Source organism: Sulfolobus sp. A20 (assembly GCF_001719125.1).
Classification (GTDB): Archaea; Thermoproteota; Thermoprotei_A; order Sulfolobales; family Sulfolobaceae; genus Saccharolobus.
The window spans coordinates 1,455,274-1,481,874 of sequence record NZ_CP017006.1; the positions used below are offsets into that span (position 1 = coordinate 1,455,274).

Here is a 26,601-nt window from a genome sequence, read left to right on the forward strand (position 1 = left end):
AAAGCTTTAAAAACTACGTGCTATATTTCTTATAATATGGTATAATTTCTATAATACCGTTTCTTTTACCATCAGGTAAGTATAGATTATAATAAAATCCGACTTCGATGCCATCGCTCAGTGTTAAATAGAATCTTCTCCTCTCTAAATGTTTTTTATCGTCAAAGGAGAGAAGTATGTCGTTTGCTTCTACAACTTCCTTATTTACGGCTTTAGCTAACGTTAATACGTTCTCCACGAATTCATCTTTTAAATCTTGAAACATGTATAACTCAGAATCCCAATAAGATAAGCCATTAATATATAATACTCCATTCATTTCACTTACGTATACCATTGGATTGTCTGGAATCTCAAAGTAAAATATGTTACCTCCTACTGGAACTTCGAGGGTCTTCTTTATTACGTTTTTTCTGTTATTTTCACTTGTCCAAGGTGGAAGTATATAGACTTGTGCCAACATTTTCTATCACATGTTACAGTGCGGTTCTAAAATAAATAAAGAGATAACCTAATCAGTAAGTCTAATTAATTGAGTAAATTTCTCTTGCCCTAAAAACAATCTGACGTTCTCCCTAAAGGCAAGGTTTGTCGTTCTTTTATCATTTTCAAATTTTTGGAGAATTTTAAGTAGTCAATAAGTTCTGAGAATACGTTAACTTACTTTAGAGATCCTTTTTGAGAAAGTTTATAGCCATGTATTGCGAGAAAAGTGTTAATAATGAAGGATAGACTAAGATCGTTGTTTCTGATACTTATCGTTGTTTTAACCTTAACTTTACCTTTAATTTCTAATTCTACAGTTATATTTCCTAAAACGTCAGGATTTTATGAATATATTTCAGTTTTAGACTTTTCTTCTCAACCTATTTTAGAAATCTTAACGTCTTATAAAGACACGCTGAATTTAACACTATTAAACCTTAATGATTATAGTAACTTTAGCCTCATCATTAAAGGTCCTTTTATAACCTCTACCAAGTTAGAATCAATAAACATTTCTGTCACTACAATCGATAATAGTTACATACTCGTTGTAGTAAAGAATATCACCTATTTTAATCCTTATGTATTATTTTATCCTGTTACATTAAATAATTCTAATGCATATTTTAAGGTTAATTACCAGATTTATATTCTCAACCCTAACCTAGTGTTAGAAGGAGAGCAAAATATAGAAAATGTATCCATCAATTCGGATATTTCAAATAGCCCTATTATAACGGGGTGCTACGTAGTATTCATGAACTATAGGATTATAAGAAATATCTCATGGACATATATAGATGGAAATATTACGCTTAGGGCTGCCATACCTATAGTAAATGTAACAATATCAGCTAAAAATATATTAACTGGCAAGAAATTAAATATGACTTTAGATAATATAACGCTCTTTCCACGCCAAATAGATATGCTTTATCGTAATTATACCATCAATTATGACCTTTTTCAGAGTAATTTATTAGTTCTTCACTACAATAATGAGATTTTTCTTATATCACTGGATTATAATCAAATAAGAGTAGAAAAATATATTGTATACATAATAGATTTAAGTAATTCAACACATAAGGTTAATTATATTAATTTTAGAGGTTATTTAGACAACAACATAATATATGATCAAAATGGAGAGCCTTTCCTCACGTTCTACAATGCATCTAATGTTTCTATATATAGTCTAAATGGAGAAAATATAATTACACTGCCATCTAGACAATTTGAAGAGCTAGAATCATCATACTTTTCATATATATTATTGCCTCCTCTAACCTTAAATTCAACCCAATTGTCGATCTTAAATCAACTGCAAAAAGCTAATGTCTCACTATTTAGTAAATTTATTATTTTAGGATATAATATAAGTATAGAAAACATTTCTTTTACTCAACCAACATATGTTTTTCTTTATCACGATAAATACTTGATAATTTTAACCCCTTCTCTTTTCTCATTGAAAACGTCGGTTTCACCCATTTTCGCTTCTCCTATACTTCCTGCGACAATTTACAACCCTGAGGTAATAATCACATCTAGAAATAATAGCTACACTACGTTAAATGTCTCAACAGTTTTATTCAACTCCAGAAACTATCCTTTGGTATATGTGAGTAACTCAACTGCATATGCGTTAATTAATAATGGAATCTTTAAAATACCTAGTTCAATAGATATTTCTAATGGTATTCAGATTATAAATCGAAGTATAAACTATCTTTATTCTGACAGAAATGTGTATAACTTTTTATATTCTCCATTGATAGGTTACCCTATCTCAACTATTTCACTTTATAGTCAAAATAGTCACGTAATCTTAACTGGAGACAACAACGTAATTAATCCTTATAACTTATCCCAGATATTTCACATTCCTAAAGGTTATTACGTAATTGGAATATGGGAAAATGAGATAATTTTATATAACAAGGGAAAATTTTACACGTCAACTATTCTTCCACTATCTTCCCTTCCAGAAAATCTAAACAATACAACATTCTCTCATGAAGACTTCCCATTATATTATTATATTATTCCTATAACTCTGCTCATTATTACAGCAATTATAATATATAAAATCAAAGATAGAATTTCATAACAATAATATGGTAGTCTTGCAATTTATGGTAGGGCTGAGTCTTCATTTAATAACTGACTTTCCTCCGCGCCCTAAAGGAAGAGAGCTCCTACAAGGCGTCTCATTGGATGGGTGAAGTGGCTGAAGACCTAACTTTTAGTCTACCACTAGATTGATGAAGTATTAAATGCCCATTATTTACGAAGATGATAGACCTATGAATCACTCTAAGGGGAACGTAGTCTTCATAGCAAAGAGGAAATCAGAACAAAAAAGTGTTTTACCCTAACTTAGAAAGTATCATATTAAGTTTATTTAGAAGATCTAGGACTTCATTATCTCTTATTTCTTTCATTATCTCTTCAACAAGCTCACGATACAATTTTAGACCTTCCTCATAAATCTCTTTACCCTTTTCGGTTATTTCTATGAGAATCACACGCCTATCCTCTGAACTTCTTACCCTCCTTACTAGTCCCATGTTCTCTAGCTTATCTACTGAAGAAGTGATAGTAGCTTGCGTGACATAATATCTATTAGCTATATATACCATAGGCTTTGGTCCCTCGATAGTTGATCTCAATACTAGAAAATCTAGGTAAGATAGATTTAAGTCCTTTAGCCTTCTGTTTAACTCCCTTTGGATAGCCCTATGAATTTTGGCTATAGTACTTATAACTTGTAACTTCTCATTTATTGTTACTTGCATTTACCTCACCATCAATAATTTTTACTTTGCCTCTTAAGGCTGAAGCTATAGCAGCCATGAACGTTAAAATTGAACTTATGTAGAAAGCTTCTCTCAAAGCTAACATGAATGAAGGAGCAATTGCTGTAGGGAACCAAGTGTGTTGTTCCATAACTGCAATCGCTTGGGCGGGTATTGAAGACGATATTTGAGATGGTAACGAAGATATAATCGTTTTCACTGGATCATAACCTAAGAATGCAGCAAATAACGCACCGGTTACTGGTATTCTCTGCATATAACTTGCCAACTGAGGGGCTCCCGCTTGTGTTACCGCATTAGCCAACGCTAAGGGCAAAGTTGAACTTAGAGAGATGATAACTATTGTGAAGAATATCGCTATACTCATAGTTTGTCCAGTGTTTTGTATAGTAGCCCTCATACCAGAGGCTGACCCTCTATACTTTGGTGGAACACTATTCATTATTGATGCAGTATTTGGGGAGGCAAACATCCCATTTCCTAATCCCATAAAGAATATTATTAGGGCGAATTCAAAGTAATTGAAGTCGTATGGCAGAGTAGTTAGTAAAAGAAATCCAACAGCAACAATTATCATGCCTAGTGTTGCTAAAACCCTAGCGCCATACTTATCAGAAAGCCAACCGCTTATAGGTCCCATTGTAACGAAGCCAATCATCAATGGTATCATGTATATTCCAGCCCAGAAGGGAGTTTCTGCATAGCTATAACCATGTAATGGTAACCATATACCTTGAAGGAATATTATTAACATTATTTGCAAACCTCCATAAGCAACTGATCTTAAGAAGCTGGCAAAATTACCAGCTGCAAACATTCTTACCTTAAATAACTCTAATCTAAACATCGGGAATTTTACCTTAGTCTCAACGTAGATGAAAGAGCCTATTAATGCTAATCCTGCTATTAAAGAGCCTATCACAAATGGATTACCCCAACCTAGCTGAGAGCTACCGTATGGTAACAAACCATAAGTTATAGCTACAAGTACTAATATTAGCCCTAATCCAAAAGTAGTATTCCCTAGCCAATCTAATCCTTCATTCCTACTAGGCTTGTTTAGCTCTTTCAATTTAGTATAACTCCAAATAGTTCCAGCAATTCCAACTGGTACACTAACTAGAAAGACTAGCCTCCAATTTATAACTGAAAGAATTCCACCTAAAATTAGGCCTATTAATGACCCAGCTAAGGCCGCTATTTGATTTATACCTAATGCCTTTCCTCTCTCGTTAAAGGGAAAAGCATCTGTTATTATAGCTGCACTGTTGGAGAAAAGGAAAGCACCACCTATTCCTTGAATTATTCTAAAAATTATTAATTCTAGTGCACCTAGGCTGCCAGTGTTGGGAGTGATGGAGAGTAATATGGAACCTACGGTGAATATTAGGAAGCCTAAGTTGTATAGCCTAACCCTGCCAAAAATGTCTGATAATCTACCAAATGTAACTAGAAGAGTTGCCGTTACTACGTTATATCCCATTAAAATCCATAGTAAGTATTGAAAAGAGGCGAACGGATTTATGTTAATACCTCTGAAAATTGCAGGAAGTGAGATTAACGTTATGGTACCATTTATTGAAGCCATTAGAACTCCTATTGTCGTATTACTTAACGCAATCCACTTGTACTGCATAATTAAAGACTAAAAGTTTAAGTATTTAACTTTTTTGTTTTAACTGTATTGAGACTTGATTTTTAATGCATTAACTAATTTGTTAAGGAAATAGTATTACTAATTAGGATTCCTTGATTGACTGGAAAATAATGCACATTTTACTTTTTTAAACCATCTCCATAATACGATCCTTGTTTGTAAAATATTAAAGCTTAAACTCGAAGTAGGTTCGATTTGGAAAAATTAGTAAGATTAATAAATTATTATTGAAGGGATAGATTTTCCAACATGTATTTGGGCTTTCTTGTTAAAGGTGGAGTATTGATCAACGTTATAAAATCACTTTAAAAAATAGTTACCTTTTGCCGTAAGTTAACTTCTCTTTGCTTGATCTAATAGTACTTTCAATACGCTCTTACCTATCTTATCTCCCGTAAATTTTGCTTCAAAATTGTTCATTTCTATCCAACTCTTCAAATCATTATAACCCAGTTTCTTTATTGCTTCCTTTATCTCTTGAGAGTATTGTCTAATTTCTATCATCTCTTCATCAAGAAATGTAGCTATCCATAAGTCCAATAGTCTTTCGATCTCTTTTAAAGGGTCAGGATTATCGTCAACTCTCAGATCTAAATATTTCCCCACAACTAATGGATCAAACTCGTTTTCACTCCCCCTAGGTTTCTTCACAACAATTATGGAAGCACTCTGTTTACCTCTTCTGTCGCCACCCTTGCTCTCTCCTGCCTTTAACGCCCTTAGTATTTTCTCATAGATTTTTCCCTTACCTTCCGCTTCTCTTGCCATAGCCTCTAATACTTCTTCACCAGCTAAGATATTTCCCTGAACCGTGAAGTTATCTCCTATTATGTGAGATGCATAAGGGTAACACTCCTTACCAGTAAAGGCGAAAGAATTACCTTTAGAGTCAACTACACCAACTTGTCTCTTCTCTCTTAAGGGATCAGACGAGATTAAAATGTTAATTACTTCCTTAGCTGACTTACCTTCCTCAAGAAGCCTTAGCCCCTTACTTCCATACTCTAAATTAGCTAAAGCTTGCGTAGCTATTGCTCCTACATTAGGCTTTAACCAAGGCACGAAAGCTCCAACTGCTAAGAACTTACTTGCTACTCCAATTCCCCATGCCTCTTCATTAGGGTCGTAAATGACTATTGAGAACGTCACAGTCATATTTCCTCATAATAGGTTATAAGGGTTACTTGTTGATAGTCAGAAATATTTCGGATTAAGCATATAAGTGCGAATTACTCCTTACAAATTATGAAAAGTAAAATAATAGATTATTTGATATCTTATGCAAAGGAAAACGATACGAGTATAAAAGAGGTGACCATTGGCGTAGGATGGACTTATGTTTTATCTAAAAATCTAGGCTTAGCTTTAACATACATTTCTGGAGGAAGAGGTGAAATTAGAGAAGTCGGCAAGTTAGAGGAGAAGAGTGTTGGAGAACTTGCAGAGTTATTGAAATCGTGGAACTTATTAGAGGCTAGCGTAGGCTTAGCATCAATAAATTCTATAATAGACCCGAAAGGTGATAGAGAGGGTAGTGGTTTAGATTTAGCTTTGGAAGTAGGTAAGGGGAAGAGGATTGTGATGATAGGAAAGTTCCCTAGAATAGAGGAGTTTAAGAAGGTAGCAAGGGAGTTTGTAGTATTAGAGATAAACCCTTACCTCGTTGACCCATCAAACGAAGTGTATTTATCAACTGCATCAGAATACTTTATTCCTAATGCTGATGTAGTAATAATTACTGCAAGTGCTATAATAAACAAGTCCATAGACAGGCTATTAGAACTATCTAGAAACGCTTATACAATACTAGTTGGTCCAAGTACTCCAATGTTAGATACACTGTTTGAGTTTGGGGTTGATGCGTTAGCTGGAATTAAGGTGAATAACGCACAAAGGCTAATGAAGAAGATAAGGCAAGGATTAGGAATGATTGATCCAAAAAAATTGGAAGGAGATCTTTCTTTCATTATAAAATTCAGGTAATACGTTAGAGTTAAAGGTTAAGAGTCTAAGGGCTGACTTCCTCTTTACTAGCGAAGTTTTACGTGTTTTATACACGAAAAAAGAAAACCTCGCCCTTTAGAGAGAAGGTCAGAAGTTTATTCCAAAAAACTAATTTAAATGAGTTTTAGCGAATTTCTAACGAAATAATTTATCACCCTAAACATTTTTCACGTAAGATATAACTCGCTTAGAGATGAGAAAATAAGGAGGCGTCGCTATTTAGAGCAGGAAATCAAATCTTAAGGTAACGTCTGAATTTTAAATATTTGATTCAAGCATTGACGAGAATCCATTAAAACTGCTTATGATTCTCTAATTTTATCCTAAATTACTATTTAGGTTAAGTGAAAATTATTATACTGACTTTAAATTTATTAACGTATCCTTATGAAAAAATATTATATTTCAACTTTAGGTACCCAATTATTATAAGTAATGAAGTTAGTAAAACATAGGCATAGTTAACATAGTACGTTAATCCAATAATATATATACCTAAAGTCACTGAAGAGTAAATCATATTTTTAGATCCAAATGGAGATAAACCAAAAGTTCCTAAATAAAATGCTAAGCTATCAATTAAGTATTTGACGAGTATTGACATCTCTAGAATCCCACTTATTTCAAGAAAAGTGATAAATGATATAGTTGAAAGTATTAACGTTAGGATTAATCCAGCCAGTAACTTACTAAAATATATCCTTTCAATTCCAACAAATCTAATTATGCCCTTTAATTCTCCTCTAGGAAATACTGATAGTTCAAAGTAATTAAAAACGTCAATTAAGGCAAAGATTGTGACTAAGAGCACAGTGAGGTGAGGAGAGAGAGATTGCAAAATTAAAGAATTACCATAATAGATCAAGGGAGCTTCGTAAGGTAATGAAACGTTATCTGAGTTGACTTCAAGAAGGTAATAGTTTAAACTTACATATTTTCCATTAGACACTAGATATTGATACAAATTAGGATCAGCCGCAATGAACGTTTTTCCCTTAACACTTATCATGGATAATGTCTGTGTATTAATTCCTTCAATAGCGGAGGAGACATGAGAAAAGGTGATAAAGTGATTTGGGACTAGTGTAAATTGATAGGAGAAGATAGGTGAAAATATTATCGGCTCTATATTTAACTTTATTGTGCTCCCATCTATATACGTCACATTAAGAAAGATATTAAATGATCCGTTAAAAGTAGTAAAAGTATACTCATGTTTATAGTATTGTATTATTATTTTAGAAGGTAAACCTTCCCCGTGAGAATTAAATACATAACCAACAACTCTTATTCCGTAAACTGAGGCTTCGGAAACTCCAACAATGTTTGCGGAGAATGTAGGGAGTTGTACGAGAAGAATTGAGGAACTTAGTCCTATAAGTAATATAAATGAAAAGGTTATCAAGATACGTCTAACTTCTAGCGTAAAAATGTAGGAAAACCTCATCTGGCGTCACATTTATCTCTTGAAATTTTATACCCCTTTCTATTAATACTTTTTTTAAACTATCATCTTTTAATTTCACCCAAGCTTCCTCGTCTTTCTCGTTCTCATCCTTATATTTTATTATCTTATACTCAAAGTCTTCCTTAAGGGATGAAAAGACAATTTTACCGTCAGACATTACTGCAATTTTATCAACTAAATCCCAAACATCTCTTAGGTTATGATGAGCTATAATTACTCCTCCTTTGAACCTACTTACTATCTCCCTAGTCGAACGTGAAATAAATGAGATGTCGTCTATTAATAAATATTTTGGAGAGAAAGGTAACGATAAAGCGTAATAGAGCCTCCTTTTTTCATCAAATGACATGTCCTTTACCTTCTTCTCCTTATCGATTTCGACTTCATCAAGCAAACTGAGAAAATCTTTGCCTATATAACTCATTATCTCTTTAGCCTTCAGAACTAAAGGAAACTTTGGAAACTGAGGAATATAGCATATCTTTCGCTTATCAATTTTCTCTCCATCCAATAATACTTTTCCTTTAGAAGGTTTCATATCCCCAGCTAATACTTCCATCAATAAGGTTTTACCAGCGTGATGTAAACCAACAATTCCTATCCTCTCGTTTTTACTAACGTTCAGATTGACGTTCTTTATAACTGATTTTCTATCTATTATCAAATTAACATTAATCGCTTGTAGCACATGAGTATTATCTTCATTCAGAGCTATTAAAAGATAATTGGGAAGTAAAGGAGGCTTGTTTTAAGAGGTAACAAAGCCTTCCTTAAGGTCTCCCTTCTGAAGGGTTATCATGAGCTTAAAGCTAAAGATGGTGTTGTTGAATATGAGTGAGGTTCTAGTTGGTAAGGATGATAAAAAATACGTTAGGATACCAACTCGTCTAGATGACGCTTACCATCTCAAGAGTTTAGCTGAGGGACTGCAAAAGAGGTGGGAGGAAAACGAAAAGATAACTAACAAGGTTAAACATTTTCACAGAAGGGCTAAGGAAAATACTCTGCCAGAAAAGTGAGTTGTTGATACGGCTAAGTCGCTAAGCCATCTTCTTAGAGGATTTGATTAGAAGAGTGAAAAAGCTAGCAATAAGTTTTAGGGATAGGCTTTATCTGATGCAATATCGTCGTATTCAGTATTGGATTGAATAGGAGGCTGAGAAGTATGGTCTTAAAGTTGCTTATGTTGACCCTAGTTTCTCCTCTATAAATTGTCCTAAGTGTGGGAAAGGCTGGAAGAGGTTAGTTATAGGTACTATCGTTGTGCAAAGTGTGGTTATGAGAACGGTCGTGATGTCATTGCTATCATGAACTTATATGGTTCTCTGAGCCTCTCAACTGTTTTTCAAGTGAGAATCGATAAGGGGATCTAAGGGGAGGAACTCAAATATTTTTAAGCCTGTTATTATCTTGTGGTAAAAGCTGAAGATGGATATTACCGTTTGGGTTTATAAACTTTGTATCTCCATATTATCTTGTGGTAGAAGCTGAAGAGATAAAGAAGGTATTACTACAAAACCCATCGATTCTAGTTGATGTCCTCACTGCGAAGCCTGAAATAATTTATGAGGCATTAGCGAAGTTAACACCATGGCAGAATTTGGCTACTAAGAGCGATTTAGAGAACCTCAGGAGAGAGTTGGAGAGGAGAATGTCTACTAAAGAAGATCTGGAAAACCTTAGGAAAGAAATAGAGAGTAGAACAGGAAATATTGAGAATAGAATGTCTACTAAGGAAGACATAAAGAAGGTTAGAGAGAATTTCGAGACACAATTAAAGAACATAGAGAAAAAGTTTGAGACCTTTGTGAACGGTATTGGAGGTAGGTGGGGAGTAAAAACGGAAGAGGTCTTCAGAAAAGGTGTTCTAGAACTGCTAAGTGATGCAGGATTTACCATAAAGAGAGAACTACTTTATGATAGTTCTGGCTTTGTATATGATGAACCCTCAGATGTAGAGATAGACATTGTTGTAAAAGACGGGAGGACAATAATGGTAGAAATTACTTCTGGTCTAAAGAGAGGTGATATACATACTTTCCTTAAGAAGAAGGAATTTTATGAAAAGGTAAAGAATGTAAAAATTGACGAAATTTTAGTTATAACGTCTATAGTTGATGATAAATACCCAGATAGGATTATTGCCAGAGCACAGAGTTTAGGAATAAGAATTATTACACCAGGGGATATCGACTGAGTGTTCACTGGATTGTTATGTTTCCTCAGCAGAGTTACTGTTTGGGGATTATTTTGCTGCTTCCCTTAGTGAGATTACCCTCGTTCGCTTCTATCTGAGGGACAGTCGAGAGGGTAACACGAATTCATAACGGTCACTTCTTAGCTAACTTACGTATTATCAATCTTTAACTTTTTCACGCTTGGTAATACTTTAGAATAAACCTCAATTGACCTTAGTAAATCCTCTTTCTTTTGCGTTAGAGCGTGATTGTAAATGCCTATTATCCTCTCCATCACTTCTTGAGTGTAGTACTTTGAAAGTGATGATATAATTAGAGCTGAACCTTTTGGATCCTCTTTAATTATCCTTATCCCCTCTTTGTAAGCTTTCAGAACATCTTCCGCATCAATTTTAGAGTATATCATACAAGATGGGACCCAAGAGTTAAGTCTTGCCATCTCTTCCTCAAAACTATCTCCAACCTCAACCTCAATTCCAACTAACGCTAAATTTTCCCTTCTAGCTTCCCTTATAGCCTCGTCTGGTGTAGTATTAATCACTTCATCCTTGCCAGTGAGTAGTGCGTAAAGTCTAGCATTATAATCAGCCAGAGTACCTTTCCTTATTGTGAATATCTTTTTTGAGCTTTTGTTCCCAACTAAAGAGTACATCTTCACATATACTCCTGCTACTATCTTATAGTCTACACTATAACCTGGTAAGTTAGTTATCGAATCTAGTATAACATCCCCCGGTTTGTTAGTTTCAGATATGTCTTTTAGTGTGAAGTCTAACTTTCCATACACTTTAGCTACTAGTAAAGGAAATGATACCGGACCTGCAAAAGGTGCCGTTATAAGCATAATGAAATTATTACTTAACGCGTTAATATGTATTCTTGAGTAAAACTTTAATAGCCTTGTCAATCTCTACCTTGAACAAATGACTTCGATTGACCTTATCGTCAGTGGATCCGAAGTCTTTAATTGATGAGAATATTGAGGATAATGTTGACGCAATCTCCTTCTCACCCTTCTGTAATACAATAACGCCTAAAGGTTCACATAGGTATGATAAGTAATCAACGTGCCAGTGTAACTTCTTTTTCTCTATCGTCAGATGCCTAGAAATCCTTTTATCACAATATCTTCCACATGAACCTACATAAGCGTAAATCCCTTTATCTATTTCAAACTCCCTTCCACTCTTTACTTTAATCTTTCCGTCTTCACACTCGAAAAATACTACATAACTTCTCTTCATAACTTAGACAATTTAGGAGATAAATCATTTCATCGTCTTTAAACTCTTTCGACACCTCATTTGCAAGTTGGGCAATAGATTTCCAACCTCTTTTATATACCTCTAATCCTTTATTTCAACCAAAACTACCCTTCTATCTTCAAGAGTCCTTACTCTTCTTATTACTAATCCCATCCTCTCAAGCTTATCTACTGTTATAGATGCTTGTGCAACATGATAGGAGCATGTTTGGACAAGCTAAGGATAATTACTATAGCTAAAATTCAAGCGAGTTTTAGCCTTTCTCGTCATTGCCGTGGTAAGCAGTTTCAGTGAGAGAATTAAGTTTATACAACTCCATACTAATATTTTTACAAAACGCCAGATGTGGGCATGTATCCCGAAAGGCTTGCATAGCCCGAGATGTTTCCCCACTGTGGGTTGGGGTTATCCCGCTAATGGGGCATAGGAGGATGAGGGTGGAGAATTCGCTTGACTCCCGTGAAGCCCAAGGGTCGATATATATGAGATCCGATGAAACCCAAACCCCTCTAGAACTTACTCTTAGGTAGTATGTCAAAGTGAAGTTGTTCCCTAAAATGTGAGATGTACTCTTTTCCAGTAAAGGTAGCTGAATTCCCTTTAAAGTTTACCAATTAGAGGATCAGAAGGTGTTGAGATGTTTACAATCTAGTTTACGTTATGCACCTCCTTAAGTATTTTTAACCCTCTGTTAGCTAAGTCTCGTGTAGCTATTGCACCAACATTAGGCTTCAACCAGGGTACAAACTCACCATCTCGCCACTCTCTAAGCTTCTTCATTAGGGGTCGTAAATGGCTATTGAGAACGCCATAGTCCCGTTGGTCCGTATTAGGCTATTTGGTCTATTGTTATTACCTCTCGAAGCCCCCTATGAAGTCCTCTAGTCAATGAGAAAATTGCTCAAGCTCACGTGAGAGCTCTTCAAATTTGGAGACAGATAAACTTGTCTTAAAAAACTTAAACGTATTTCTCCTCTAAATACTGTATAAGCCTAGCAGGATTATATGCCTCGTTAAACGCTTTAAGCTGAAGTTCCTTAGGCGGGTAAATTGCACCGTATTTGTGTATTTTATTCCTTAACCACTCCTTAATACCGTCTATGTCATTTACGTTAAACCCAATTTCCCTTTTTAAATGATAGTAAGTCATTCCAGCTATAATGTTTCCTAGAGTGTAAGTTGGAAAGTATCCAAACGATCCTTGACTCCAGTGAACGTCTTGTAAAACTCCTTCTCCTACATTTCTAGGTCTTATTCCCAAATATTTTTCCATTAGATCATCAAATAGTGAAGGAAAGTCGCTTGCGTTAATACTCCCTTCAATAGCCTTCTTCTCTATCTCATACCTTATAGCTATGTGGAAATTATATGTAACTTCGTCAGCGTCAACTCTTATTGGTTGCCTTTTCACATTATTGAAATAATAATACACATCCTCGACTGGGTCCTTTACGTTTAAGTATGGGTAGATTAACCTGGTAAACTCTAAACTCCTTCCTATTACATTTTCCCAAAATCTAGACTGTGACTCATGTAAGCCCATTGAGGGAGATCTAGCTAATGGAGTGTATTCCAGTTCACGGTCAATTTGTAGTTCATATATGGCATGTCCACTTTCATGTATTAATGAAAATATTACCCTCTTGAAGTCGTATCCCTCATATCTAACAGTGATTCTTACGTCATCTCTACTCATTGAAGTTGTAAAAGGATGAGGTGAAATATCTATCCTAAACCTATCCCTAGGCATCTTCAAAATCTCAAAAGCTATTTTCTCGATTATTCTGCTCATTACACTAATGTCGTACTTGTCATCCTCGAAGTGATATTTTCTAGTAAATTTGTCATCTAACTTATTTAAAATTCTAGATAAATTCGGCAAAAGTTCATTGAAAACCCTATCAGCTTCATTTGTAGTAAACCCCTCTTCATATAAGTCTAACAATGCTGAGTAAATGTGATCATTATATCCTAATCTTTGGGCTATTTCCCTATTGAGTTCAATTATTTGCTCTAAGTAGGGTTTAAATAATTTAAAATCGTTCTTAGTCCTAGCTTCTCTCCAAACTACAGTAGCTTCTGAAGTTATCTTATTCAATTTCATATCTAACTCTTCCGGTACACTATCAATGTACTTATATTCCCTTTCTAACACTCTCTTTAATCCCTCTTCCCTCTCATTTTTTGGTTCTAATTTCTCTACGTCTTTCCTAATACTTAACAATAATTTCCTCCTAATATTACTCAATCTCGCTAAAGCTTCTCCCCTAGCATTAGCTCCAGAAGGTGGCATGTAGGTTTGTATATCCCACCCAAGTAGACTTATTGCGTGCTCGATCGACCAAATATCTTCGTACATATATAAAAAAGTACATAATAGTTTAAAAAACTGGTTTAGTTACAGCTCCCATTGATGCTTGACTAACTAATGAGGCGTACTTCGCTAATAAACCAGACTTATATCTAGGCTCTGGTGGAGACCACTTCTTTAACCTATTCTTTATTTCCTCTTCTGGTAACTTTAAATCGAGTCTCTCATTCTCCACATCTATTACTATAGTATCTCCATCTTGAACTACAGCTATAGGTCCTCCGACCATAGCTTCCGGGGCTACATGACCTACCATAGGTCCTCTCGTTGCCCCAGAAAACCTCCCATCAGTTACCATTGCTACGTTATTCAATCCAGCTCCCATTATTGCAGCAGTAACTCTTAACATCTCTGGCATACCAGGGGCGCCTTTAGGACCTTCATATCTTATTACTACCACTTCTCCCTCCTTAACCTCATTATTTTGTATTCCTTTGAATGCATCATCCTCTGAGTTATATACCTTTGCTTTTCCCTCAAACTTAGTCACATTAGTTGCGGCAACCTTTATGACAGCACCTTCTGGGGCTAATGATCCCTTTAATATTACAATACCTCCCCTAGGTTTAAACGGATTACTGGGATCTCTAACTATATGAGAGTGCGAGACATTAGGTAATTTGTACTCTTCTAGGTTTTGTTTCATAGTCTTCCCAGTAACGGTGAGCACGTCACCGTGCAATAAACCATGCTCTAGTAGCTTCTTTAAAACTAAAGGAACACCTCCAACTTCATCTAGATCAGCCATTACATATTCTCCACCGGGCTTCATACTAGCAATATAAGGTGTTTTTCTAGAAATTCTATTAAAATCGTCTAGAGTTAATTTTACTCCTGCTTCATAAGCTATTGCTAATAAATGTAATACTGCGTTTGTTGAACCTCCCATAGCCATTAAGGTAGTAATTGCGTTTTCAAAGGCTTCATATGTAAGTATATCCCTTGATTTTATTCCGTTTTCCAAGAGTATGCCTATACTCTTTCCAGTCTCTCTGACATACATCACTCTTCTCGACGAAGTAGCTGTTGGAGAAGCACTACCCGGTAACGCCATTCCCAAGGCTTCAGACATACTAGCCATTGTATTTGCCGTAAATAAACCAGCACAAGTGCCCAAAGTTGGATGAGCCCTTTTCTCTATTTCATACAATTCATACTCGCCTATCTTTTTCCCTATGTAAGCACCAATAGCTTCATGAACATCTTCTATGGTTAATCTCCTTCCTAAGAAAAACCCTGGCTCAGCTGAGCCTCCATAGACGTAGATTGATGGAACATTTAACCTAGCCATAGCCATTAAAATGCCTGGAGTTGTCTTATCACACCCACCAATCCCTACTAATGCGTCAAATGCATGGGCGTTAAATTGAGCCTCAACCATATCAGCTATCAAGTCTCTACTAACTAAACTATACCTCATCCCCTCGCTTCCCATACCTATGTTATCGTTAACTACCATCGTGGGAAAAGCTAATGGAGTTAAACCAGCTTCTTTAACACCTTCTTTTGCAACTCTGGCTAAGGTTAATGTATGAAAATTACATGGTCCAGCTTCACTCCATGCTGTAGCTAATGCAACTAATGGTTTTTGTATTTCGACGTCAGTTAAACCTATAGATCTGAGGAACGCTCTATGAGGTGCATTATATATTCCATGATATCTTGAAGGACTATTTAACTTAGGCATATGTTAAATAATTTTCTGGAGTAAATAAGCAAATATGTTAAAAAGTTTAGACTAAACTAGTTAATTAACGTGAAAGTGAAGAAAGCTTTGAAGGAAAAGGTTTTCATTTCATAATGGTTCTCATTCAGCGTATACCATAGAAGAATTATGAAGCGAAGAAAGCCTCGCTATTTATGACGAAAATGAAGTCAGCTGAATGCACAGATTAATATAACAGAACTAGTCTAATACTTTTTCCGTGGTATATGGATTATTCAATTGGTCTTTTTAACTCGTAAGGCTTCCATCCTAATTTCTCCCTAAACTCATTAATCAATTTGACTGATTTCTCTTTCTCGTTTTTAGGCATCTGTTTACTTCTCAAGACTCCCATAAATAATGCGTATAGTCTAGCATTAATTGTTGCTCTACTTAAACCGTAATCTAAGTCTTCTTGTAACTCATCTAATATCTCCTTTACTTGATCAGAATTTATGAGTCCTTTACCGCCAAAGTCTGAGACCTTCCTTCCTAGATATAAATGTCCCTTTTCCACAACTATTGCTTTTCCATCATCAAAAGTTATTCTCCCTTTCATTATTCTATCGTAAAACTTCCAAGCTTCTAGTGCGTTAGGGTCTAATTCCTTAAGCTTAATCATGACTATCCTCCTTATCTCATCTGTAGACATACCTTCCTTTAACTTCTTTTTAACCTCCTCTACGATATCGTGAGCCACTTCTGGAGACGCTCCGGTTGCAATAATTGAGTTATATAGTTTAGTCTCGTTAAACTCTTCATATTCTCCATTTCTTTTCTTTATCCTTACCATAATTTATATGTAAAGTAGTAGAATAAAAATTATAGACCTAACTTTCTAACTTGATCCATGGCCCACATCATTGGACAATAACCTCCACACATTGTACACGCCCTTACGTTAGGCTTCCCAAACTGAGTATAAACTTCCATAGCTTTTTCAGGATATATCAGCTTACTTATCATCTTATCCCATTCCAATTTTCCTCTATAGTAACTTACCTCATCGTCCCACTTCCTTCTCTTCAGTTTTACAACGTCTCCAGCGTGGGCAGCTATTCTATAAGCTACTGCCCCTTCCTCTACCTGGTTAACGTTAGGTAAACTTAAGTGTTCAGCTGGGGTTAAGTAGCATAACAAGTCTGCTCCAGAGGCTGAAGCTATTGCTGCACCTATTGCGGATGCGATATGATCATAAGGTGCTCCTACATCTATTGGCAAGGGACCGAGAACATAATACGGGACACTGTTGCTTAACTTTTTCATCAGCTTAACGTCCCAGGCTATTTCATTCAAGGGGACATGACCTGGCCCCTCAATCATAACTTGAACACCTTTGTTTATAGCGTCTTTAGCTAATCTAGCGGTCTCTATCAACTCTCCTATCTGGAACTCATCATGTGCATCACCAATAGCCCCAGGTCTTAGAGCATCTCCTAACGATATTACGGCATCGTACTCCTTAAACATTTCTAACACATAGGACCAGTTCTTTCTATAAGGATTCTCAGAGTTGTTGTGTATCATCCACCCTAATATCATATCACCTCCCCTAGACACTATTGGAATTATCCTATTACTCTTCAACGCTTTAATACCCATTTCCTTAGTTATTCCTGCATGGATAGTCATGAACGCAACTCCGTCCTTCAAGTGTTTCTCTATGGTATTTAGCAAATCATCTTCTGAGAAATATGCCCCACCACTCTTCTTCTTAAATGACTCTATGAACACTTGATAGACTGGTACTGTTCCCACAGGTAAATCACTAGCTTCTATAATTCTTCTCCTTATGTAGTCTAAATCTCCGCCAGTCGATAAGTCCATTAACGTATCTCCCCATCTATTGGAAATCTTAACTTTCTCTAATTCCATGTCTAAGTTTACAACTTCGCTCGAAGTTCCAATATTCACGTTAACCTTTGTTGTCAATCCCTTACCAATGGCAATTATTCTCTTACTGGGTCTCCTAATGTTTCTAATAACAATGACCTTTCCTTCAGCTACTCTCCTTCTTATCTTATCTGGACTTACTTTTTCTATTTTACTTATCTTTTTTATCTCATCCGTTATGATTCCGTTTCTCGCTTCATCTATTATACTCATTATAAGTAATTTGATAAAAAGTAACTTATAAACATTATTATAACCTAAAATACTCCCACTTCTCTTATTATATTAATTAGGTTAAAAATTTTAAAATATTATAGTTCACTAAAATATAATGGTAAGTTTTTAATTAGAAACTTAGTTTAAAAATCATTTTATTATCAATCCTAGACCTCCTGCTTCATCTGACAATCTATACAAATTGATACCCATGTTTCTTGAAAACACCCGGGGCGCTTCAGTGAAATCTAAGTTATCAATGAGTATTATCCCTCCTTTTTCCAACTTTTCCCAAACCGTAGTTAACTCAAACATTACGTTTTCAAACGTATGCTCACTATCGTGTAGGAAAATATCGACTTTCTTTACTTCGTTTAATATCTTAGGTAACATTATTCTACTCTCCCCAATGTAAACCTTCCATTTATGGCGAAGTTCCTCTGGTACTAAGAAACCGATTGGTTTACCGTTTTCTAATTTATCTCTAACATCTATTGAGTAAAGAGTTCCATTAGTAAGGGCTGAAAGTATTATAGTTGAGGACACACCTGGACCTATTCCAGTCTCAATGACTATACTTGGATTAACATGCTTTACTATCGCATAAAGTATTCCCCTCTTACTTTTACTTAAAGCATAAGGGAAAGAGTTACGTAAAATTTTTTCTATCCTATCATTTACCTCATCAGCCTCTTTTAAGTATTCACGTAGGCTCCTCTTAAATATATTTTCTAATATTTCCATAACAATAATTAACTTTCATAATATTTTTAATCTTATTGCTTGGCATAGATGTCAAAGAAACGACAAGCCTCACCATTTAGGGCGGGAAGGAAGTCAAGAAATTCGATAAAGGGAGGAGAATCCTCGCCCTTAAAGGTGGAAATCAAGCTAGATAACAAGGTTTTTTACAAAGTAAGGTAAAGCCTCGCCATTTATGGCGGGGAGGAAGTCAGATCTCCCCTTTTCCCTGCCCTAAAGGATGATTTTTCTTTTCCGTTTATAAAAATTTCATAGCGAGTCAAATATATAGAATTAACTTTAATAATTTACCTTATTCCTTTTTTCCTAATGAAATATTGTCTATATGGTACAGTTTATAATAACGCTAACTACGTTAGGGACAGTATTAAATCCTTCTTCTCTCCTATATACGATAAGATAGTTATAGTTGACTCGTTTTCCACAGACGGAACTTACGAGATTCTAAAGGAAATGGAAAAAGAATACAATTTAACAATATTGAGATATAAATCTTCTAGAGGAAAAGGAATGGACTATGCTATTAGGTATTGTCCAGATGGTTCCATAACAGCATATATTCATTTGGATGTAATATATAATAAAAACCTAGAAAAAGCTATGGAATTAAACATAGATAAGTTAAGTATAAGTGGGTTTCAACCAATTTTCATTGCATATAAAGAGACCATTGTTGAGAAGGGAGGATGGAAAGACTTAAACGCAGGGGAGGATAGCGAGTTAGTGACCAGAATAGGAGTAAACACATTTTTTCCCTTAGTGGTAGGATATAACTCAAAGGTAATTGGACTAAGAGAAGGTAGATATGCCTCTTCCAAGATAGGTAAGTTAAAGAGGATATGGAGAATCCAAACGGATCATTTTAGAGCTGGTAACAATTTGGACGAAGTGAGGTTAAGAAGAATTCCTATTTACCTACCATTCTATATATCAGCATTGCTTAAAGGTAGATATATGAATCAGAAGGGAATAGGCAATAGATTGTACAGTATTTATTTATTCATAACTAATCTTAAAGATCCAACTGACTTTGGGTTTAATAGAAACGATATGTTTTTCTCTATGTTGTTAAGGGATTTAGCGATCATAAAAAGAAAGATGAAGGTGGACCTAAATTCAGAGTTTTGCCATAAAATACCTTACGTAAAAAAGGCCTTATCGAAATCAAGGCATAATTTCTTTAGATTATATTACTATAGTGAAGATTTAATGAAGAAGTTTCTAGATTTCAATAATGCTGAAATAGTGAAATATGAGTGAGAAAAAATTATATTTAGAAAAAATATTATATCGCTTTATTGTATTTAAAAGTTACATCTACGGAATAATTTTTAAACCTTAAATACTATTTAATTATAGGTGTTTCTTGGTGTCAGAGCTTAGGATTTCTAAGACTTTGGATGTTAGGGGTATGTATTGCCCTGGTCCCGTTTTGGAGACTGCTAAGGCTATTAAGCAGATTAATGTTGGTGAGGTTTTGGAGGTTTTAGCTACTGATCCTGCTGCTAAGCCAGATATTGAGGCTTGGGCTAGGAGGACTGGTAATCAGATATTGGATATTAAGCAAGATAATGGTGTAACTAGAATATTAATTAAAAGAGTGAAGTAAAACTTTTTAATATTTTAATTCCCTTTTTTCCAACTAACGTTATATAAAAAACTCAATAAGGCGAAAGAATTAGATGTTAATTAAATAAGAATTACTGTCAAACTTCTATAGATCTTTAAATTCACATGACAAATTAGATATACTAATGATAAAAAGTTACACCATAACGCTTACGCATGATGATTGGACACTTTACACTGAGAAGTTTAGTGAAGATGAGTTATACGTAAAGGTAATTAAGAGATTACCTTACATGAATGATACATTGGAAAACATCATAGGGATAATATATGCTAGGGATAAGGACGTATATAAAAAGGTATTGAAGATGATAAGCAAGAATAAAATGATATTGAGATTTGATCTAGTGAATGAATATAAGAATAAAAATGGGATAAAGGCTGTATATGCTTCAGTAGAGAGGATTGATGGAAGAATAGCGGGAATGTTATTTAAGGATTGCCTAGTTTATGAGATGAAGGAGAGCATCATGAGTGGAATTGAAAAGTGGAATATCGTCGCTGAATCTTCCTCCTTTATGAAAGTTTTACCCAAGATAAGAGAGTTAACTTATGAGTTTAAAGTAGTTGAAAATACCTATGATCCTATCCTATCAATTCAAAACGAATTAACACATAAAGAAATGGAAATTTTGAAATTAGCTGTAAATAAGGGATTTTTCGATACACCCAAAAGAGTTGGGTTAGAGGAATTAGCTGAAGAGCTAGGAGTATCCAAATCAGCAATAATGCAAATCTTGAGAAAAGCTATGGCAAAAATTGCTAAAAAAACTGTTTTCGATTGAAAACGTATCTTAGACTGACTTACTCCTCGCCTTGAAGGGCGAGACTTTCCTCATCTTGTAACGGAAGTGAGAAATAAAGAAATTAGCTTTATAACAGTATTATAACTCATGATTGTTGATTCTAGGGGTTTTGGTTTCATCGGATCTCATATATATCAACCATTGGGCATCACGGGAGTCAAGCGAATTCTTCGCCCTCTTCCGCCCCATTAACGGGATAACCCCAACCCACAGTGGGGAAACATCTTGGGCTATGCTAGCCTTTCGGGATACATCTGGCATTATGTAAAAAATATTAGTATGGAGTTGTATAAACTTAATAGTCACACTGAAACTGCTTACCATGGCGATCAGATTCACACTTAAAATACAAAATCCAATTATTTTGTAAACATGAAATATAATACGATTTAAAACTGCCTCATCTCATCTATGCTTCTTACCTTTACTCTTCTTAATAGGCTTACATCTATTATATATAATCCTGAGTCCCAACTTACAATAGACGTGAGGAGGAAATTAGTGTTAAGTGTACTACTATAAGGGTTGATAAAACTTAATGGAGGGGGATATCCACTGTACTGTTGAAAGAGTAGAAGTTGCATATCATTAAAAGGAGAAGTATAGGTAAACAAATATGGATACCCTATGAAAATTTGTCCTAATACTAAGATGAAATAGAGTACTTGAGGAAGAAGAGAAGAGAGCTGGATATATTTAGGTGGTAATAATAAAGCTAAGAATATCGAGAATGTTATTACGAAAATTGATGATAAAATTATCACCCCGAGAAATCCTAGGACATTTGGTGGTAGGAGAAGAGTTTTAAACTGAATTGTAAAAAATACTATTGAGAAGATAAGTACTATTGAGCTCATTAGGATAGTAACTATACTGATGGATATAATGTAGTATAATAAATACCTCTGGGGTGTCAGTTTAGTGAATTTGAATGCGTAATAAAGGGAGGTTGAGGACATTATTAGGTTAGTACTAATATTAGAAATAATATTTGTAAAAACCCAAACAATCAATGCACTTACGACTATACTTGAGAAGTATAGAGCGTATGTCTTAGGCACACTTTGAGAAAACACAAAAACTGCTAGGATTAACCAAAGCAGGCTAAACGTTAGACCCCAAAGCCAAATTGGCTTTGAAGCTATCACTGATTTAATCATTTCCATAATCATTAATTATAACCTCCAAATTTTCAATATCACCTATAGATGAAAGTGGAAGCTCTCCATTACCTTCTGTTATTGATATACAATACGTATTAGTATCTATTATCGCCAAAGCCTTATCAACCTTACCCTTGTTAACGTAGAGACTATTTACCTTCTCAGCATTGAACGGACCGTAAATACTTCCGTTATATACTAAGTATAAGTCCCAGCCCTTTAGCCTCTTAACTAAATCCATCTCATGAGTGGTCAATAATACAATTCCATCCCTCTTTTGATTAAGAACCTTAACCATTTTCAATCTTCTAAGAGGATCTAGGTTCTCAAACGGCTCGTCTAATAAAGCTAGCTTAGAGTTGAAAGATAAAGCTAGTGCATTACCTAAAATCTTTTGCTGACCTAGACTTAACTCGTTTATCTTATTATTAAAAGAATCGAAGTTAAAGAACTTGAGAAAACTTATTATACTTTCATCGCTTGTATTGTTAAGGCTTGCATATATTCTTATTATGTCTTTTACCTTTCCTAAAATTATTTTGTAAAAATCGATGTTATTAGAGGAAATCCCGATGAAATTACGGAGTTTTGATACTTCTTTATTGAAAACAGTTAATTCTCCTTTTATCACCTTAGCTATTCCTAGAATGGCGTTAATGAAAGTTGTCTTACCAGAGCCATTTGGTCCTATAAGTACAGAATTTTTATTAATTTCTAAATTAATGTTCCTTAAAATAGGTCTAGTGTCACTGTAACCAATAAACACATTTTTAGCTCTAATCATAACTTTTTCCTAACCATTATTCATGCCTTAAAATAAATACTTTTTCAACACTTAGCTTAGGGTTACTCCTAGGTACTTAATAAAACTGACCTCCTCCCTAAAGTGTTCTCTTTTTCGTGTATAAAGTTCGTTCCTCATAATCTAATATATCATATCTAGTACCCTCTTAATGTTAGTGTATGACGTAAAGGAAGTAAAAGCGTTTTTGATCACCTCGTTATACCAATCCTTATCTGATTCAGCCTTTTCTAAAATACGTAAAAATTTACTCTTAAATTCCTTATAATCCCTCTCATCAATTTCCTTAGCCTTTTGAGAATTATATATATCAACGAACTCCCTAATATCATCTCCAAATAGCCAACCGTTATAACCGTCAATGATTACTTCTAAAGCTCCACCATCTCTGGACGATAATGTAGGTACTCCATTAATCCCAGCTTTCATATAACTAGTTCCGCATGCTTCCCAACTCGAAAATGGAGTGAATAATAATAAATCTCCACCTGATAAAACATACTTCGCGTTGCTAAGGTTATAGTCATATACGTACACTACGTTTTTATATTCCCTTTGCAATTGGTTGAACTCTCTCATATATCCTATTCCTTCTGGGTCTTTAGGGTGAGCTATCCCACCAACTATAAACGTGACGTTTAAGTCCCTTCCCACTTCCCTTATCAGTCTGGTAATAAAATATGGTCTCTTATACTTGGTTATCCTTCTAGCCCAGACAACAATGAAGTCTCCGTTCACTTTTTTATAATTGTTTAATAGCTTCAACAAGTCTTCTTTAGCCTTCTTTTTAGCATTGACTAGCATTTCATATTTTTTCTGACTGTAGATTTTTCTAATCTCATCATGCATCCATCTGGTAAAACTAACTCCATTGGTTAAAGGCGTTGGATTAGCTTCAGGCAACATAAGTTTAGTTAAATGGTTATGTTTATATGATACTGTGTGAACATAATCAGCGTATTTCAGTAAGAGTCTTGTAAGCATTACATCCCCTTGAGCCTCTATTCCAAATTCGTCCTTAAGTGTTTGGGAAGAAAAATAGGGATGACCCCAAGGTCCGGGAGTATGTGTCGTTAAATGAGTCTCGTACTTACCGTGAAGTGGTATTAGAGATAAACCGGCTAAAGATTCTTGGGCGTAAACAGCTTTCACATTATTCAAACTATTAATATACTCAACAGAAGCCTTCGCTAATATGATGTAAGTGTATTCATAATCAAATCTATCCTCATCAACGTATAACCTGCTGGTGACTCTTACAGCCCAATCTGGGGATAAAGCTTTAAAGAAAACTGCCTTTGCATTACCTTTAGTTAAAGTAAGTACTCGTAATCTTACCTTTCCCGGTTTAGTATTGATTTCAATTTCTCCTTCACTTTTTAATTTTTTCTCTATTTCAGAATAATCTAAGAGTTCTTCCCTTATTTCATCGTCTACGAAATAATTAGCGTAGCCTTTCGGATAAAATAACGTGATTACTGTGTAGGGTAATTTACTTTCTGACGCTTCAATAAACTTATCTCCTTCTAATACTCCTAAACCCCCAGCATATATGGGAACTTCATCCAATGCTAGTTCTGGAGTCACTGAAACTATCATAATCAATACATAGTTATACTTCATGTTTTAAGCCTTAAACCCCATAGTTAACTAACATGTTAAATATTAAATTTCTGAATTGAGTAGATATTTTCCGTTATCTTTTTTGCCAAGGAAAGATTATTTATAATATATAAAAATCCTTCATTATAATATAAAATTCGAGTAAGCCAAAATCATTATAAAATATCATTACACCAAATTTACAATATAATCAACTTTATAACCTTCTAATATAGATTTTAGTTTATGGAGGAACTTTTTAAAGTCGTTGATAAGTCTAAATGGACCGCAGTTCACACTCTAATGTTCGCCTCATTAGCCGTAGGATACTTCATGTGGGGAGTTATTTCCTCAATAGCACCTTTATTCTATCCTAACGTGAACAGTGTACTATTTTTACTAACTCCAACCTTTGCAACTCTTGCCGGAGATTTAGTGTTACCAATATTCTCAGATAGAAGACTGGGAAGAAAGACTACCTTCTTCATCACAATGAGTCTGTATTCTATAGGAACTATAATCATAGTAGCTTCAGTTGTTATGGCTGGTTTTAACTCCTCTACCTTGGCAAAATTACCTTTCATTATACTTTTAGCTGTAGGTATAATATTAGGTGAGTTTGGAGTAGAGGGAGAAGTTCCAATAATGTTATCCTATACCGCTGAAATGATTCCATTAGAGTATAGGGATATGATACTAGTGTTAGCGCCTAATTTTGATAACATAGGGGCTATGGTAGCTGCCCTAATAGGCTTTTTAACTTACAATTTAACAAATTCCTTCAGTATAGAATTAATAGCCATCTCAATAGTAGCAATAATCGGAATAATTTTTGCTATAATAATAAGATTACTTCTGCCTGAGTCAGTAAGATGGTTGGTTGTAAAAGGTAATCTTGATAAGGCTGAAAAAGAGATAAAAAAGATTATGAAGGAGACCAAAGATGTAAAGGAGAGGGAAGCTAATAGTAAATTAAGCCTTAAGTCTAGATATACTTTCCTAGCGTTAATTGGATTATCACAATATCTAACTTACGGATTAATGGCTTTCGTAGTAGCAGATTATTTCTTTTCACAGTCTCAAATACCATTCATAATATTCATAGCAAATCTTGGGGCTTCTGTCTCAGGTTTCATTGCAACACTACTAGTCAAGAACTTAGCTACAAGGAAATTTGCCTTGTTGTCTTATTTAGGAGGTACGCTTAGCATGTTACCTATAATATTTCTTACAACTAACTTTAACTTTGCATTATTTTATGCCCTGCTATTCGTTAACATGCTGTTTAGTGAATTCGGATGGGCTGTAAGAACAATATACGAACCGGTTTTAATGCCCGGTAATGTTAGGGCGTTTCTAATTGGATTAATAAGGATTGTTCCCATCACCGCTTACGCAATATCAACGTACCTAACATCTTCATTTAGTTTAACCGAATTCCTAATTTATAATACAATTTTGTGGGCAATAGGTGGAGTTACAACTATTATATGGTACTTCAGAGGAGTTGACACCAACTTAGTTCCGCTTGAGAAGCTAAGCAAAAGGTAACCTCTCATATTAACTTTGTTATAAACTACTGCAATTTTTTATTTATATATTTTGTATACATAACTCAATAGATTTTATTATGTAATACTCTTTAATGAGTAGTTGAAAATTTCTCTACGATTCATTGAATTCATTATAAGTGACTTAAAATACAATTTTTATATTGATTTTCTTAATACGTTAATAAAAGAGAAGTATTAA

At 34.7% G+C, this 26,601-nt stretch carries 25 protein-coding genes and 1 pseudogene; 10 read left to right on the forward strand and 16 right to left on the reverse strand.

The genetic code is table 11. The features are described 5' to 3' along the window. Positions 1 to 13 precede the first annotated feature (13 nt). The gene (locus BFU36_RS07710; RefSeq protein WP_069283133.1) at positions 14 to 463 is read right to left on the reverse strand and encodes a hypothetical protein; all 450 of its coding nucleotides are present in this window, start codon (positions 461 to 463) and stop codon (positions 14 to 16) included. 258 nt (positions 464 to 721) lie between these two features. Between BFU36_RS07710 and BFU36_RS07715 the strand changes: the two genes are divergently transcribed. Further along, positions 722 to 2,599 carry a hypothetical protein gene (locus BFU36_RS07715; RefSeq protein WP_069283135.1) on the forward strand — a complete coding sequence of 626 codons (1,878 nt, stop codon included), beginning with the start codon at positions 722 to 724 and terminating at the stop codon, positions 2,597 to 2,599. Between the two features lie 259 nt (positions 2,600 to 2,858). Here the strand turns inward: BFU36_RS07715 and BFU36_RS07720 are convergent, their stop codons facing one another. The 3 genes from BFU36_RS07720 to BFU36_RS07730 all read right to left on the reverse strand — a co-directional run bounded on the left by BFU36_RS07720 (position 2,859) and on the right by BFU36_RS07730 (position 6,114). Then, complete coding sequence (locus BFU36_RS07720) at positions 2,859 to 3,287, reverse strand: MarR family winged helix-turn-helix transcriptional regulator (protein WP_069283137.1); 429 nt, start codon at positions 3,285 to 3,287, stop codon at positions 2,859 to 2,861. After that, positions 3,268 to 4,944 (reverse strand): MFS transporter, encoded by a 1,677-nt coding sequence (locus BFU36_RS07725; protein ID WP_069283139.1) that lies wholly within the window; start codon positions 4,942 to 4,944, stop codon positions 3,268 to 3,270. The genes BFU36_RS07720 and BFU36_RS07725 overlap by 20 nt, the downstream gene beginning before the upstream one ends. Positions 4,945 to 5,298: 354 nt before the next feature. Continuing rightward, on the reverse strand, positions 5,299 to 6,114 hold the full coding sequence (locus BFU36_RS07730) for a DUF1028 domain-containing protein (RefSeq protein WP_069284666.1): 816 nt from the start codon (positions 6,112 to 6,114) through the stop codon (positions 5,299 to 5,301). Positions 6,115 to 6,210: 96 nt separating this feature from the next. On the opposite strand from BFU36_RS07730, the gene BFU36_RS07735 reads away from it, so the two are divergent. After that, the gene (locus tag BFU36_RS07735; RefSeq protein WP_083216368.1) at positions 6,211 to 6,948 is read left to right on the forward strand and encodes a Rossmann-like domain-containing protein; all 738 of its coding nucleotides are present in this window, start codon (positions 6,211 to 6,213) and stop codon (positions 6,946 to 6,948) included. A 406-nt stretch (positions 6,949 to 7,354) separates the two neighbouring features. Here the strand turns inward: BFU36_RS07735 and BFU36_RS07740 are convergent, their stop codons facing one another. Further along, complete coding sequence (locus BFU36_RS07740; RefSeq protein WP_069283143.1) at positions 7,355 to 8,416, reverse strand: hypothetical protein; 1,062 nt, start codon at positions 8,414 to 8,416, stop codon at positions 7,355 to 7,357. Then, the gene (locus tag BFU36_RS07745) at positions 8,382 to 9,125 is read right to left on the reverse strand and encodes an ATP-binding cassette domain-containing protein (protein ID WP_069283145.1); all 744 of its coding nucleotides are present in this window, start codon (positions 9,123 to 9,125) and stop codon (positions 8,382 to 8,384) included. Before BFU36_RS07745 ends, BFU36_RS07740 begins: the two co-directional genes overlap by 35 nt. A 142-nt stretch (positions 9,126 to 9,267) precedes the next feature. On the opposite strand from BFU36_RS07745, the gene BFU36_RS07750 reads away from it, so the two are divergent. From BFU36_RS07750 to BFU36_RS07755, 3 genes and pseudogenes are all read left to right on the forward strand, one after another. Next, on the forward strand, positions 9,268 to 9,456 hold the full coding sequence (locus BFU36_RS07750) for a hypothetical protein (protein WP_143577233.1): 189 nt from the start codon (positions 9,268 to 9,270) through the stop codon (positions 9,454 to 9,456). Between the two features lie 175 nt (positions 9,457 to 9,631). Continuing rightward, positions 9,632 to 9,748: pseudogene (locus BFU36_RS14260) on the forward strand (hypothetical protein); the annotation flags it as partial. 166 nt (positions 9,749 to 9,914) lie between these two features. Continuing rightward, positions 9,915 to 10,634: a PD-(D/E)XK nuclease family protein gene (locus BFU36_RS07755; protein ID WP_069283153.1), complete on the forward strand. Its 720-nt coding sequence runs from the start codon at positions 9,915 to 9,917 to the stop codon at positions 10,632 to 10,634. Positions 10,635 to 10,783: 149 nt separating this feature from the next. Here the strand turns inward: BFU36_RS07755 and BFU36_RS07760 are convergent, their stop codons facing one another. The 7 genes from BFU36_RS07760 to BFU36_RS07790 all read right to left on the reverse strand — a co-directional run bounded on the left by BFU36_RS07760 (position 10,784) and on the right by BFU36_RS07790 (position 18,829). Then, positions 10,784 to 11,479, reverse strand: coding sequence for a DUF3834 domain-containing protein (locus BFU36_RS07760; protein WP_069284667.1), 696 nt, complete (start codon positions 11,477 to 11,479; stop codon positions 10,784 to 10,786). A 22-nt stretch (positions 11,480 to 11,501) separates the two neighbouring features. After that, complete coding sequence (locus tag BFU36_RS07765; protein WP_069283155.1) at positions 11,502 to 11,879, reverse strand: GIY-YIG nuclease family protein; 378 nt, start codon at positions 11,877 to 11,879, stop codon at positions 11,502 to 11,504. Between the two features lie 979 nt (positions 11,880 to 12,858). Next, positions 12,859 to 14,259, reverse strand: a complete 1,401-nt coding sequence (locus BFU36_RS07770) for a carboxypeptidase M32 (RefSeq protein ID WP_069283157.1) — start codon at positions 14,257 to 14,259, stop codon at positions 12,859 to 12,861. 22 nt (positions 14,260 to 14,281) lie between these two features. After that, positions 14,282 to 15,958, reverse strand: a complete 1,677-nt coding sequence (gene ilvD / locus BFU36_RS07775) for a dihydroxy-acid dehydratase (protein WP_069283159.1) — start codon at positions 15,956 to 15,958, stop codon at positions 14,282 to 14,284. 250 nt (positions 15,959 to 16,208) lie between these two features. Further along, on the reverse strand, positions 16,209 to 16,769 hold the full coding sequence (locus BFU36_RS07780) for an ATP cone domain-containing protein (RefSeq protein WP_069283161.1): 561 nt from the start codon (positions 16,767 to 16,769) through the stop codon (positions 16,209 to 16,211). Positions 16,770 to 16,798: 29 nt separating this feature from the next. Then, the gene (thiC, locus tag BFU36_RS07785; RefSeq protein WP_069283163.1) at positions 16,799 to 18,082 is read right to left on the reverse strand and encodes a phosphomethylpyrimidine synthase ThiC; all 1,284 of its coding nucleotides are present in this window, start codon (positions 18,080 to 18,082) and stop codon (positions 16,799 to 16,801) included. Between the two features lie 153 nt (positions 18,083 to 18,235). Further along, positions 18,236 to 18,829 carry a class I SAM-dependent methyltransferase gene (locus BFU36_RS07790; RefSeq protein WP_069283165.1) on the reverse strand — a complete coding sequence of 198 codons (594 nt, stop codon included), beginning with the start codon at positions 18,827 to 18,829 and terminating at the stop codon, positions 18,236 to 18,238. A gap of 48 nt (positions 18,830 to 18,877) precedes the next feature. On the opposite strand from BFU36_RS07790, the gene BFU36_RS14400 reads away from it, so the two are divergent. The 4 genes from BFU36_RS14400 (at position 18,878) to BFU36_RS07805 (ending at position 21,261) form a co-directional block, all read left to right on the forward strand. Then, positions 18,878 to 19,009: a hypothetical protein gene (locus tag BFU36_RS14400; RefSeq protein ID WP_257784667.1), complete on the forward strand. Its 132-nt coding sequence runs from the start codon at positions 18,878 to 18,880 to the stop codon at positions 19,007 to 19,009. A gap of 147 nt (positions 19,010 to 19,156) precedes the next feature. After that, complete coding sequence (locus BFU36_RS07795; RefSeq protein WP_069283167.1) at positions 19,157 to 20,107, forward strand: glycosyltransferase family 2 protein; 951 nt, start codon at positions 19,157 to 19,159, stop codon at positions 20,105 to 20,107. Positions 20,108 to 20,213: 106 nt separating this feature from the next. Continuing rightward, a complete protein-coding gene (locus BFU36_RS07800) occupies positions 20,214 to 20,456 on the forward strand; it encodes a sulfurtransferase TusA family protein (RefSeq protein ID WP_156770046.1) in 243 nt (80 codons plus the stop codon). A 145-nt stretch (positions 20,457 to 20,601) separates the two neighbouring features. Further along, the gene (locus tag BFU36_RS07805) at positions 20,602 to 21,261 is read left to right on the forward strand and encodes a helix-turn-helix domain-containing protein (RefSeq protein ID WP_069283169.1); all 660 of its coding nucleotides are present in this window, start codon (positions 20,602 to 20,604) and stop codon (positions 21,259 to 21,261) included. A gap of 410 nt (positions 21,262 to 21,671) precedes the next feature. Here BFU36_RS07805 and BFU36_RS07815 read toward each other — a convergent pair whose 3' ends face one another. The 3 genes from BFU36_RS07815 to BFU36_RS07825 all read right to left on the reverse strand — a co-directional run bounded on the left by BFU36_RS07815 (position 21,672) and on the right by BFU36_RS07825 (position 24,846). Continuing rightward, on the reverse strand, positions 21,672 to 22,454 hold the full coding sequence (locus tag BFU36_RS07815; protein ID WP_069283173.1) for a hypothetical protein: 783 nt from the start codon (positions 22,452 to 22,454) through the stop codon (positions 21,672 to 21,674). Beyond that, positions 22,435 to 23,229, reverse strand: coding sequence for an ATP-binding cassette domain-containing protein (locus tag BFU36_RS07820; protein ID WP_069283175.1), 795 nt, complete (start codon positions 23,227 to 23,229; stop codon positions 22,435 to 22,437). The genes BFU36_RS07815 and BFU36_RS07820 overlap by 20 nt, the downstream gene beginning before the upstream one ends. 141 nt (positions 23,230 to 23,370) lie before the next feature. Then, complete coding sequence (locus tag BFU36_RS07825) at positions 23,371 to 24,846, reverse strand: glycogen/starch/alpha-glucan phosphorylase (protein WP_069284668.1); 1,476 nt, start codon at positions 24,844 to 24,846, stop codon at positions 23,371 to 23,373. Between the two features lie 249 nt (positions 24,847 to 25,095). On the opposite strand from BFU36_RS07825, the gene BFU36_RS07830 reads away from it, so the two are divergent. Continuing rightward, positions 25,096 to 26,400, forward strand: a complete 1,305-nt coding sequence (locus BFU36_RS07830) for an MFS transporter (RefSeq protein WP_069283177.1) — start codon at positions 25,096 to 25,098, stop codon at positions 26,398 to 26,400. Positions 26,401 to 26,601 lie beyond the last annotated feature (201 nt).